We start from the raw sequence: 12,822 nt of genomic DNA, 5'->3' as shown, positions 1-12,822 counted from the left end.
TTTATGGAACAAATCAAACAGCAAGTTTCCGATTATGGAGACTTGCTGTTTTTATTGGGTTATCTATTCATTCATCCTCTAAAAGCTCACGCAGCATGCCCTGACGGTCATTCATAAATGCTTTGGTCACGGTATAGTGCTCCGTCTCCTCCAAGGCGACAGAACGGATGCCCTCACCCTCTAGAAGAAAAATTTCGGCTTCCGGATAGGACATCAGAATAGGTGAATGGGTTGCGATAATAAACTGTGAATCCTGTTGCACTAGCTCATGCATACGCACCAGCAGAGACATTTGCCGCAGCGGAGATAGAGCTGCTTCAGGTTCATCAAGGATATAAAGTCCGCGGCCTCCGAAACGATGAACGAACGCTGCGAAAAAAGACTCTCCGTGAGACTGCTCGTGCAGAGACTTGCCTCCATAGGAGTTCTTGATTGGTGGACCAAAACTAGGCTGTTCATCTAATTCATCAATGTAGGAAGCCACATTATAATAGCTCTCCGCGCGTAGAAAAAAGCCATCCTTCGGACGTCTAACCCCTCTAGCAATTCTAAAATACTCATAGAGACTCGAATGTGAGGAACGAGTGTTAAAAGAGAAGTTAAGTGTTCCACCTTCAGGGTTAAAGCCCCACGCAGCAGCAATTCCCTCTAACAAGGTAGATTTCCCTGTGCCATTCTCCCCGACAAGAAAGGTTACTGGCTTTTGAAAAATAAGCCGATCCAGTGTTCTTACGGCTGGCAGATGAAATGGATAGGTTTGGAATGATGGAACCTGATCACGAAGCAGTTCTGCATGACGCAAGTAAAGCGTGGTGTTATTCATAGTGCCCCCCCTGTGAATGCCAGAAAATAATCTATTCCGGACAGATATGACGAGATTAGAGCTTCGAGCTAGACCTTTATAGTGCGTGTTCAAAAAGTACGGTTTTCAGCACCGAGAAGATTGAAAGAAGGTAGAAACTGAGGAGCAGAGCGTAGTGGAAGCTACGTGAGCACCGGAAGTTTCGCCTGAATTCAATATTCGATGTCGAGTAATCTTCTTGGGGTACTTCGTGATCAAAAGCGGACTTTTTGAACTACCTCTTATAGTATACCAGCATCCTGTGAGTGGATGAAATCTTCTAAGGTTCGGGCAAGCGGGGCAAAAGACAGGGGACATCTGCCAATTTAGTTCTAGTAAAGACAGATGTCCATGAGGCGAGTGCTGACTCCGCATATAGTTATACTGTCTTGAGAATACGACGGGGCAGGGTGAAGGCCGTGAAAGCGAGAAAGAGAAAAAAACACAAGCGTCCGCGAGAATATCGCGACGGTTATCACGAAGGATATCGTCTTGGCATGTGTGAAGCTGTGCAGCGTCTGAATACTCCAGGGGTCGAAGCCTGCCGACCATTTAAGTTAATGTATGTTCCTCAAGGATTTCAGGCGATCGACACTGGCGTAACGGAGGCACTGCAGCAGCTTGTAAGTGAGCTTGTAATAAGCACTCCTGAAACGATGCTGGAAACCGCGGCACGGGAAATGCCTGGAGCAGTATTAGTAATGAATGGACTTCACGTATTCCCGGAAAATCATTTAGAGCAGATTTCAGAGATAAGAAAGCTAGGCATCCCCACCGCCATCTGGTTTGTGGATGATCCTTATTTTACAGAGGACACTTCAGTCATTTGTAGGCACTATGATCACGTATTTACACATGAGCTGGGTTGTGTGGAGTTCTATCAATCCCTTGGAGTGTCATCGGTTCATTATTTGCCACTATGTGTCAATCCAAAGATGTTCTACCCACGCCGTACCGGCCCGCAATATCAGTATGACATTGTATTTATTGGTAATGCATTTCGTAACCGGACAGAGCTGTTCGATGAACTGGCACCTTATCTAAAGGGGAAGAAGGTGCTTATCGCCGGGGGATTTTGGGAACGCCTCGCCACCTATGATCAGCTTACACCTTTTATTAGCAACGGCTTTATTCCGCCTGAGGAAACAGCGAACTACTACAGTGGTGCGAAAATAGTCATTAATATTCACCGCCCGTGGGAAGAAGGACAGGATAACCGGAATAGCTACCGCCTTCCTTCACGTTCCATTAATCCGCGGACCTATGAGATCAGCGCCTGCGGTACTATGCAGCTTACGGATGTTCGTGAGGACCTGGGCAATTATTATCGGCCTGGTTATGATCTGGATACTTTTGGCTCCGCTAAGGAATTGCAGCAGAAGATTGAGTACTATCTGAAGCATGAAAAAGAGCGTCGAATCTACGCCTTACGGGGATTACGGACTACAATGCGCAACCATACATTCACTGCGCGTTTGCCTCATCTGTTGAATGTGATTGCTTCACGTGTATGAAATCTATAACGGGATAAAGGAGCGAGGATTATGAATAATAATGAATTTATTATGCCTACACCACCATTACCTCTGACACCTCCAGAGGAAGAAAAGCTGCGTGGTCGCCTGAGTGGTTTCAAAGGCGGTTATGATGAGGGCTATTTACGGGGGCGTCTTGCGATTCTGAATGGTCGTCCTGAAGAAGTATTTCCTGTACGGAATATTCATGTCATGTATGTCGCTTCTGGCAAAGGATACCCTTACTCCCCTTTAGATGATGCGGTTCTTTGCGCTCTGCAAAAATTAACAGCTCAAGTTACGATAACGGACGTGCGTCAAAATCTAGTAGAGCTGGCTGCAGCGCAAAGACCGGATCTTGTACTGGTATTGGACGGTATGGATTTACCGCTTGAGCAGATCGATGCGATTCGCACTAGTGGCGTCCGGACAGCGATTTGGCTTACAGATGATCCTTATTACACTGACTTTACGATCAAGATTGTGGCACACTACGATTTTGTATTCACACTTGAACGTAATTGTATTGATTTCTACCGGGGACTCGGTTGCCCTGAGGTGCATTATCTCCCCTTTGCTGCTCATCTAGAGCATTACCGTCCTACTACAACACGTTCGTCATTGAATCGGGAAGTTAGCTTTATTGGCTCCGCCTATTGGAACCGGGTCAACTTCTTCCGTGAGATTCTTCCTGACCTGATGAACTATAACACGGTGATTAACGGAATCTGGTGGGATCGTCTGCCTGAGGCCCCGCTGTACGGTGACCGTATTGAAATTGGTAAATGGATGTCGCCACAAGAAACAGCGGTAGCTTACAGCGGCTCTAAAATCGTCATTAACCTCCACCGCTCGCACATTGATGAAGTAGTTAACAACAATACGCTCTCGATTCCAGCTGTTTCTCCTAATCCGCGTACCTTTGAAATTGCAGCAACAGGCACGTTGCAATTAGTGGATGCCAGAGATGATATGGGATCTTTCTACAAACCGGGTGAAGAAATTGAGACCTTTGCGAGCCCTCAGGAAATGATGGATAAGATCCGTTATTACCTAACCCATGAGGAGGAACGCCGGGCGATCGCACTGCGCGCTTTTGAACGGACGCTTAAGGATCACACCTACGCAAAACGTATTTACCAGATGTTAGCGGTAATTTACGGCTAGGCTTGTTTCTGAACTGGATATGGAAATGTGCGTTTAGCAGGGGACAGGTGTCGTGCCGGCATCTGTTTTTCCTCGATATACTGTAGAACCGGCCTCAGCGTATGCCTGTAACCTATGAAAAGAAATTTCAGCTGGAGCGGCTTGAATAGCTGAGTGGCGGGGCTCAGGAAAAGCGACTGCTTTCGAAGCGAATTTTACTGCGAAGTAAGAAACTTGAGCAACGCTTCGTAAAACTAAGCGGATGCTTTCGAAGCGAGTTTTACTGCGAAGTAAGAGATTGAGTAACGCTTCGTAAAACTTTTAGGGAGGTGAATGGCTGCTCCAGGCCCTCGTTAGGGAGCGCCGAAACGCCATGGCTGATAAAGCTACAATCGTCCTCTTTTCACATGTATCCAATACACGCAGTATTACCGGAGCGGAGAAGCTGTTGTTGTTTTTCGCTCAGGAGCTTTCTCCGTACTTTAATTGTATTCTCGTTGCACCTCAGGACGGCAAGCTGACTGCTCAGGCTCGAAGCTGCGGAATAAGTGTACAGTTGCTCTCGATTCCTCTTTTATATGGAATGTACACTCCTTATGCAGGGCTCGAGGCAGATGCTCGTAAATTTCAGGAAGGCAGGGAGTATCACGAATTAACAGATTGGCTAGCCTCTCTGCGCCCGTCGTTTATTATTACAAGTACCTGTGTGCATGCTTTGCCGGCAATGGCTGCCAAGTCACTGGGCATTCCGGTGGTATGGAAAATATCAGAGACGATAACTGACAATGAATATACACCCATTAGTGTAGGGCTGATTCATCGGAATAGTGATGAGATTCTGTCTATTTCACAGACGGCAGCCGCTTGCTTTCCAGAGGAAGTGAGAGCGGAGAAAGTAATCCAGCTACCCCCTTCTTGGAATGACAAAGAGATGATGATTGAGGCTTGGAGCAAGCTTCGGGGCGAACACCGGCGAGAGCTAAGGATAAAACCGCAGGAGCAGCTGGTTGGTTATATTTCTTCCTTTATTAATAAGGAAAAAGGATTGGAACATTTTGTGAAAATGGCTGTGCTTGTGTACGCAGTCCATCCCAGTGCGAAATTTGTTGTCATAGGCTCAGCCGGTGACAAAAGCTACTATGATCGCTGTGTCCGCAAGGTAAAGCTTGAGGGACTGTATACCCGCTTTAAATTTGTTGGTTATGCTGAATGTCTTCCATCTGCTTATTGCGCTATGGATGTACTGGTTGTTCCCAGTCTGATCCGTGAAGGCTTTGGAATGACCGCTTTGGAAGGAATGGCTTTTGGAAAGCCCGTAGTCGCTTACGACTCCGGGGGTTTGCGGGAGATTCTGCACGCAGCAGGCTGCAGCGAAAATCTCGTTCCAGCGTCGGACATTTCCGCGCTGGCCGAAAGAGTCAACGTCATGCTGGCGCAGCCGGGACTGGCGATAACCATAGGCGCCCAAGCGCGGGAGCGCGTCGACGCCGTTTATGGCCCGGCGGCTTATCGGAGCCGCCTGCAGGGTCTTGCGGAGATGTGGAGCCTCCGCTATTGCAGCGCACCGCCGGTGCGCGAGGCAGACAGCGTGGTGGAATCACCCGCTGTCCTGCCTGAATTGCTCGCAGCATCGCCGGCTTTGCCGCCGCGAAGCAAGGGCCTGCCGAGCCGCGCCGCCCGCAAGCGGCGCGGCAAAGTCCGGGCGCGCCGGCGAAGCGGTCGCCCGTTGGTTTTGCGCCGCGCTGCTCGCAAGCGGCGTAAGGGTTCTGCCCGGCGGCGGAGCACCGCCGGGGGCAAGCGCCGCCGGGCCCGCCGGAGTGGGCGGCGGCGCACGGCGTAATGCTCCGCTTGCCGCGAAGGTGGCTAGCGGAGCAAGAGGTGTAAAAATCCCCCAGATTGCCGCGAATTCGGCCAAATGAGCGAAAAGAGGTGTAAAAATCCCCCAGATTGCCGCGAATTCGGCCAAATGAGCGAAAAGAGGTGTAAAAATCCCCCAGATTGCCGCGAATCCGGCTGAATGAGCAAAAAGAGGGGTAAAAATCCATCAAATTGCCGCGAATTCAGCCGAATGAGCAAAAAGAGGGGTAAAAATCCATCAAATTGCCGCGAATTCAGCCGAATGAGCGAAAAGAGGTGTAAAAATCCCCCAGATTGCCGCGAATCCGACCGGAAACGCGCAATAAACAGTAAAAATCTCGTAGATTATCCGAGTCCAGATTAGAGCCTTTTCACACTCAGTCCACCCGACTGAGCCAAGATAGACCATCATCAAACAGGCAGGGGAGTGAACTCATGAAGATCATGACGATTTTGGGCACGAGGCCTGAAATCATCCGCCTCAGTGTTATCATTCCGCTTCTCGACGAACATGCTGAGCGGCACATTCTGGTGCATACCGGCCAGAACTTCACCGCCAGTCTCAGTGGCATTTTCTTTGCGGAGCTGGGACTGCGAGCGCCGGATTATGTGCTGCAGGATAAGCAAGCAGGACTCGGCGGCCAGCTTGCCGCTATGTTCGGAGGGCTAGAAAGCATTTTACAGAAAGAACAGCCAGACCGTGTCTTGCTTCTGGGGGATACGAATAGCGCATTATGCGCGATTTTGGCGGAACGAATGGGTATTCCGGTGGTGCATATGGAAGCGGGGAACCGCTGCTATGACCTAAAAGTGCCCGAAGAGAAAAACCGCCGTGTCATAGATGCCGTTTCAACCATTAATATGCCATATACACAGCAGAGCAAAAGACATCTAATTAGCGAAGGCTTCCCTAGCAGACGTATTGTGTTAACAGGAAATCCGATTCATGAGGTCATGACTCATTTTGAAGCAAGGATCCAGTCTAGCAGCATTCTGGAGCAGCTGAAGCTTACCTCAGGGCAGTATTTCCTTGTAACAGCACACCGTGCAGAGAATGTAGATGATCCAGAGTCCCTTGTACAAATTATGTCAGGTCTTAACGCTGTGGCTGAGCATTTTGGAATTCGTTTAATATGCAGCATTCATCCTCGCACTCGCTCCAAACTATCCGAGCAATTCTCTCTTCCAATGAACCCTCTCGTTGAATTTCATGAGCCCTTCGGATTTTTTGATTTTGTTTATTTGGAACAGCATGCCTTGTGTGCCATCACTGACAGCGGGACCGTACAGGAGGAATGCTGCTTGATGAAAGTACCAACCGTGACGATTCGCAGAACAACGGAGCGTCCAGAAACGGTGGATTGCGGAAGTAATGTGGTGTCAGGTGTAGATCAGAACAGTATTCTGCGCAGCGTCAAGCTGATGACGGCGCTTCGCCGGGATTGGGTGGCTCCGGAAGGTTACTTGACTCCGGATGTTTCGGTAAAGGTAGTTAAATTTTTGCTTGGAGGGAACCTGCATGTTCAATAATAAACGGATTGTGGTCACAGGCGGCACCGGTTCCTGGGGGCATGAACTGATTAGGCAACTTCTGCCTCAAAATCCTAAGGAAATCATCGTATTCTCCCGCAGTGAATCTGCACAAGTGGCAATGAGCCGGGAGTTCGAGGATCACCGTCTCAGTTTTATCATTGGCGATATCCGTGACAAGGATGCGCTGATCGCCGCCTGCCGCGGCGTGGATTACATCTTCCATTTGGCGGCACTTAAGCATGTTCCGGTCTGTGAAGATCAGCCCTATGAAGCACTGAAAACCAATGTAGTCGGTACCCAGAATGTGATTGAAGCTGCCATTGTGAATGGTGTTGAGAAAGCCATTTACATCTCTACTGATAAGGCTGCGAACCCGTCGAACTTCTATGGGATGACCAAAGCGATTGGGGAAAAATTGTTCGTCTACGCCAACCTAATTGGCTCAAACACCCGTTTTGTAACCGTGCGTGGAGGTAATGTGCTCGGAACGAACGGCAGCGTAGTGCACTTGTTCATGAAGCAGATCAAGGACAAGGGACAGGTACGCATTACTGATATGAAAATGACCCGCTTCTTTTTCACATTACGCGATGCGATAACCTTGTTATTTAAAGCTTCTGAGGTTAGCTTAGGTGGAGAAATCTTTGTTATGACGATGCCGACCTGCCGGATTATTGATTTGGCAGAGGTGTTAATAGAAGCCTCTGGAGAGTCCAATGTAAGTGTTGTTGAGACCGGAATTCGTCCTGGGGAGAAAATACACGAGATTCTGATGAGTGATTTCGAAAGCTTAACCACTGTCGTCTACGATGAACAGTATCTAGTAATTCTCCCTACGCTGAACATGCCGGAATTAAAGGCGCATTATAGCGCTTATCCTCATGTCTCCTTTAATAGCTTCAGTTCAGAGACAAATCTAATGGATCAGGAAGAGATCAAAAGCATCCTGATTCGGGGAGGGTTTCTGCAATGAAGCTGCTTATCCTTGGTGGAAACGGTATGGCGGGGCATATGCTGGCGGATTATTTTCGCCGCCAGGGCAAGCATCACGTCTTCCATACAACCCGGGATAAGAGCGATCTTGGCGGGCTGTATGTAGATGCGAACGATATAGCCGGAGTAGAGAAGCTGGTCGATATCGTCTCCCCTCATTGCATCATTAATGCGATGGGGGTACTCAATCAATTCGCAGAACGTGACAGAATTGGAGCTTACCACGTGAATGGATTTCTTCCTCACCACTTGTGGCGAATGGCGGAAGCTGTTCACGCAAGACTTATTCATATCAGTACCGACTGCGTGTTTGAAGGAACACGCGGGGGGTACACAGAAGAGGATGTACCTGATGGCACGTCATCTTATGCGATTTCGAAAAGTCTTGGCGAGGTGCGGCAACCTGGACATCTTACAATCCGTACGTCGATTATTGGTCCGGAAATCCGTTCAGGCGGTATTGGTCTGATGGATTGGTTCCTGTCACAGAGTGGTCAAGTGTCAGGATACCGCCGGGTGATGTGGAATGGGGTCACTACACTCCAATTAGCCAAAGCAGTGGATACACTGCTGGATTCCACGGTATCGGGGCTGATCCATTTAGCGCATCCGAAGCCGGTGAGCAAATATGAGCTGCTTCAGTATATTCAGGCTGCTTTTCATAAAGAGGATGTGGAAATCATTCCTGAGGATGAACATGTCCAAGATCGTACATTAGTGAATACAAGAACGGATGTTAACTTTCCGTTGCCTTCGTACCCCCTGATGCTGCAAGAACTGGCTGACTGGATGAAACAGTCAGAGATGTCCCCATGAAAGGGCAAAAACTACTAATCACCGGGGCGGCCGGATTCACCGGTCGACATGCTGTTCATTTGTTCTCGGCAGGAGGCGCTGAGGTTACCGCTGTGGTACGTCCGTCATCAACAGCGGGTGTCCTGGCTTCCGCTGTGTTTCCAGAAGGAGTAAAGGTTTATCACTGTGATTTAAGCAATCGGAAGGCCGTAGCTGAGATGATCAAGGATACTTCACCGGAGGCTGTCCTTCATTTGGCAGGAAACAATTCGGTGCCCGAGTCTTGGCGCAACCCTTTGCTCTTTATGGAGACGAATGTGATGGCTACGTTATATTTGCTAGAAGCGATGCGAAGTTTACCTGCCAGTCGGATTCTTGTAGCAGGCTCACGGCTTAAATTCAAACCGGGTGTGGTGGCAGGACCACCACATCCATATAGCCTTAGCAAAACAATAGAAGAGCTGGTGTCCCTAGCTTGGGGCACCTTGTTTAAACAGCCCGTTCTACTGGCTGAGCCCTGCAACCTGATCGGTCCCGGTCCTTCTACCGGCTTCTGCTCATTATTGGCACAGCATATTGTTCGTAGTGAAGTGTATGCAGGCGAAGAAATCCCTCCCTTTAAACTTTCCTCTCGCTATGCCTTACGTGATTTTTTGGATGTACGCGATGCTGTAAGAGCTTATGACCTTATATTGCGCGAAGGTACTAATGGAACCATCTATCGAATTGATTCAGGAATACAGCGGCAACTTGGAGATATCTCGGAGCAGCTGATTAGCCTTTCCACAACTTCGGTTCCAATGGACTGGGGACCAGAACTAGCTGCACCCTCTATTCTAGAAAACGGAGTGGCGGGGGATAGACTAATCCCTTCAGATGCTTCTGCAACACCGGAGAAAGACGTATCTTCCCTGGGCTGGAAGCCAGAAATTGAGTTTAGTCAGTCCTTAACAGATATTTTGGACTATTGCCGTGCGAACTGGGAAGGACGGATGTTATGAGACCGAAAGTATCGGTAGTGATTCCTTTTTATAACTGCCCTTATATAGAGCATGCTTTGCAAAGTGTGCTATCACAGTCTTGGGAGCCTTACGAGATCATTGTCGTTGATGACGGCTCGACCGTTCATTCAGAACTGATAAGACCGTATTTTCCGCGAATTCATTATTTGGGAAAAAGCAACGGAGGAACCGCCTCCGCACTGAATCACGGCATCTTGCATGCATCTGGAGATTATGTGGCATGGCTCAGCTCAGATGACTTATTCTACCGTGACAAAATCAATAATCAGGTGCTGTTCATGGAGCAGAACCACCTGTTCATCTCTTATACCAACTTCAATTATATTAACGGTCAATCTCAGTTACTTCAGATGAACGCCGCACTTCTGTTTCCGAATCAGTTGGAGTATTTACGTTGCTTTCTGCACGGTAACCCTATTAATGGCTGTACGGTGATGTTCAAAAGAGAGGTGTTTGGAGCGATTGGACTTTTTAATGAATCACTTCCCTATACACATGACTATGATTTATGGTACCGCGCGATTCTGAACGGGTATGCACCCGCGATGCTGAATCAGTCACTCACTGCTTACCGTAATCATGAAGGGATGGGAACGCTTAAATATTACGATGTCATTATGGCAGAGGCTGCTGCAACTAACGCTCGTTACAAGGCTCCGCTCCAGCACTTGATCTCTTCTATGGGGGGGTAAGAAAGTTATGTACCGGGAAATTGAAGTGAATGACTTTCTACCAATCTTATTGGAGCAGTTAAAATTCTGTGAAAGTATACTGGATATCGGCAGTGGCACCGGTACCCTGCTTGAACGGTATGAAGCCACAGTAGTCCTTGGACTAGAAATTCACAGACCTTACCTGCTGCATCGTGAATATAAAGCACCTCATATTATTCCTGTGCACGGGGATGCTTGTCATATGGATAAATTATTCCTTCCAAAGACGTTCTCAGCAGTCACTTTTATCGATTCAATTGAACACTTTGAAAGGAAGGAAGGACAAAGATTACTCGGGATGGCAGAGAGAATCGCCTATAATCGTGTAGTCGTATTTACACCTCGGGGTTTTTTTCCGCAGGAGGGAACGGACCATTATCACTTGCAAGGAGAACATTATCAAAAGCACCGGAGCGGATGGGAGCCAGAGGACTTTATAGAGCTGGGGTATGCTGTAACAGTACTTAAAGGTTTTCATCATGCTCAAAACCCATCGTTTCGTGAGGCGTTTGGTGAAGGTCATGCTCCGGTAGATGCCTTATTGGCTTGCAAAACAGTATAAAGGCTGAGCTTCAGGTGAAGGAGGTGAGCGCATGAGTGAAGAACCTAAAGTGTCGGTGGTCATTCCTTTTTATAACTGTCCATATGTGGATCTCGCCATCCAAAGCGTTTTGGAACAAAGCTATTCGAACATAGAGATCATTGTAATTGATGATGGGTCTACGCTTTGGATGGAGAAGCTTGAACCTTTCAGGGATAAGATTGTTTATATACGAAAAAGCAATGGAGGAACCGCCTCCGCGTTAAACAAAGGAATAGATGCGGCTACCGGAACTTATTTTGCCTGGCTAAGCGCTGATGATTTATTTCATCCGAATAAAATCAAACACCAGATGCAAATGCTCAAGAGGACAGGTACTTCGTTTAATTATACAGCCTATTATTATATAAACGAGCAGGGTGAGCGGATTTCCGAGACGATAAGTATGATTTTTGACAGCAGGGCAAAGTTTATTGAGACCATGATGTTAGGCTGCCCGGTGAATGGAAGTACGGTCCTTCTTCATATGGGTATCTTCCGCGCAGTTGGGAAATTTAATGAGAGATTATTATATACACAAGATTATGATCTTTGGCTTCGTATTTTACCGTATTATACATGGTCTTATATAGAGGAACCGCTGCTTGATTACCGAGTTCATAATGAGATGGGCTCAGTCATTCACAAAGAGGAGCAGAAAAAGGAGATTGAACAAGTACAAGCAAAACATCACAGGGTTCTATCGCGGTTGTTGCAAAAGGAGAGAGGGAGATGAAGTTAATATTTCCTGTTCTAACTCTTACCAGAGGCGGGGCCCAGCGTATGCTAGCGGAATTGGCTAATCGTTTGACAGAGATTGGTCATGAAGTAATGATTCTTTTACCCAGCGATGGTGTTGTAGAATACGAGATGGAATGTGAACTGCTCTATGCAAAAGAAGGTGAACTGGCAGCAAGCGATTTTCCAGTAGGAGATGTGATTATTTCCAACTTCTATACCACAGTTGAAGTATCGCAGCGGGCAAGTGAAGAGGGTAAAGGTATTCATGTTCGATTGGCGCTTTGTTATGAGCCGGCCTTTTTACCTGACAATAGTCGTTCTTTTTCATCATATAATATTGCGACTAACCTACTCGTTCTATCACGCTGGCAACAAGGAATTGTCCAAATGAATCATGGCATTAAAGGGAAAATTGTACCGATCGGGGTAGGTCCCGTCTTTAAAAATATGCAAGTCCGTGATCCTAAAAAAAGGCTGGTAGTTTCTGCGATTATGCGCAAGCCAGAGGGTGGATTCTCAGCTCACCGTGAGCAGGATTATTTACTTCAGCAATTAAACAAGGTTAAAGCCTACCACCCGGAGGTTGAACTGTATTTGATTTCTCCTCCCGGAGAACAAGCGGAATCTGCGACGCTGCAAACCCTGGTAAACGACGAACGTTACCAAATAAGGACTCCAGCGAATGATACAGAACTCTGTTTCCATTATAGTGAGAGCGACATTTTTGTGAGTTCGAGTACGTATGATACAGGTTCGTTGCCAGGGATTGAAGCTATGCGTTGTGGTGCAGCGCTCGTTACGGTTTACTCAGGTGGGAATATGGAATATTGCACGCATGGCCATAACTGCTTAATGTCCTACCGATTTCAGAATCGGCTCGCAGATGATATTATAACCTTACTCAGAGATCCGGCTTTACGCCAACGATTAGCTCGTAAGGGTGAACAGGTTTCACAGAATTTCACTTGGGAAAAAAGCACACAAATATTTCAAAATGTGTTGTTTGAGATTGTATCAAGAAATCCATCTTAGTATGTCCCAGAATTATAAAAGAACCTTCAAATCCACAAATAAAGTGGTTTGAAGG

At 47.5% G+C, this 12,822-nt stretch carries 12 protein-coding genes; 11 read left to right on the top strand and 1 reads right to left on the bottom strand.

Features of this window, described 5'->3' with window-relative positions:
* Positions 1–67 precede the first annotated feature (67 nt).
* A complete protein-coding gene (locus tag NST74_RS24490) occupies positions 68–823 on the bottom strand; it encodes an AAA family ATPase (RefSeq protein ID WP_042130846.1) in 756 nt (251 codons plus the stop codon).
* Positions 824–1,338: 515 nt separating this feature from the next.
* On the opposite strand from NST74_RS24490, the gene NST74_RS24485 reads away from it, so the two are divergent.
* From NST74_RS24485 to NST74_RS24435, 11 genes are all read left to right on the top strand, one after another.
* On the top strand, positions 1,339–2,355 hold the full coding sequence (locus NST74_RS24485) for a CgeB family protein (RefSeq protein WP_375105297.1): 1,017 nt from the start codon (positions 1,339–1,341) through the stop codon (positions 2,353–2,355).
* Positions 2,356–2,406: 51 nt separating this feature from the next.
* Positions 2,407–3,522 (top strand): CgeB family protein, encoded by a 1,116-nt coding sequence (locus NST74_RS24480; protein ID WP_042132451.1) that lies wholly within the window; start codon positions 2,407–2,409, stop codon positions 3,520–3,522.
* Between the two features lie 352 nt (positions 3,523–3,874).
* On the top strand, positions 3,875–5,341 hold the full coding sequence (locus tag NST74_RS24475) for a glycosyltransferase family 4 protein (RefSeq protein WP_341114903.1): 1,467 nt from the start codon (positions 3,875–3,877) through the stop codon (positions 5,339–5,341).
* Between the two features lie 452 nt (positions 5,342–5,793).
* Positions 5,794–6,888 (top strand): non-hydrolyzing UDP-N-acetylglucosamine 2-epimerase, encoded by a 1,095-nt coding sequence (gene wecB, locus NST74_RS24470; protein ID WP_341114901.1) that lies wholly within the window; start codon positions 5,794–5,796, stop codon positions 6,886–6,888.
* Complete coding sequence (locus NST74_RS24465) at positions 6,878–7,864, top strand: polysaccharide biosynthesis protein (RefSeq protein WP_341114899.1); 987 nt, start codon at positions 6,878–6,880, stop codon at positions 7,862–7,864. Before wecB ends, NST74_RS24465 begins: the two co-directional genes overlap by 11 nt.
* On the top strand, positions 7,861–8,700 hold the full coding sequence (locus NST74_RS24460) for a dTDP-4-dehydrorhamnose reductase family protein (protein ID WP_042130841.1): 840 nt from the start codon (positions 7,861–7,863) through the stop codon (positions 8,698–8,700). Before NST74_RS24465 ends, NST74_RS24460 begins: the two co-directional genes overlap by 4 nt.
* Complete coding sequence (locus NST74_RS24455) at positions 8,697–9,680, top strand: NAD-dependent epimerase/dehydratase family protein (RefSeq protein ID WP_341114898.1); 984 nt, start codon at positions 8,697–8,699, stop codon at positions 9,678–9,680. Before NST74_RS24460 ends, NST74_RS24455 begins: the two co-directional genes overlap by 4 nt.
* Positions 9,677–10,393, top strand: a complete 717-nt coding sequence (locus tag NST74_RS24450) for a glycosyltransferase (RefSeq protein WP_341114896.1) — start codon at positions 9,677–9,679, stop codon at positions 10,391–10,393. The genes NST74_RS24455 and NST74_RS24450 overlap by 4 nt, the downstream gene beginning before the upstream one ends.
* Positions 10,394–10,400: 7 nt before the next feature.
* On the top strand, positions 10,401–10,976 hold the full coding sequence (locus tag NST74_RS24445) for a class I SAM-dependent methyltransferase (protein ID WP_341114895.1): 576 nt from the start codon (positions 10,401–10,403) through the stop codon (positions 10,974–10,976).
* A gap of 31 nt (positions 10,977–11,007) precedes the next feature.
* Positions 11,008–11,730 carry a glycosyltransferase gene (locus NST74_RS24440; protein ID WP_341114892.1) on the top strand — a complete coding sequence of 241 codons (723 nt, stop codon included), beginning with the start codon at positions 11,008–11,010 and terminating at the stop codon, positions 11,728–11,730.
* Positions 11,727–12,767, top strand: a complete 1,041-nt coding sequence (locus NST74_RS24435; RefSeq protein ID WP_341114891.1) for a glycosyltransferase family 4 protein — start codon at positions 11,727–11,729, stop codon at positions 12,765–12,767. Before NST74_RS24440 ends, NST74_RS24435 begins: the two co-directional genes overlap by 4 nt.
* Positions 12,768–12,822 lie beyond the last annotated feature (55 nt).

It is taken from the genome of Paenibacillus sp. FSL F4-0125, from assembly GCF_038008565.1.
Lineage (GTDB): Bacteria > Bacillota > Bacilli > Paenibacillales > Paenibacillaceae > Paenibacillus_AQ.
This window is presented reverse-complemented; position numbering and strand designations above follow the sequence as displayed.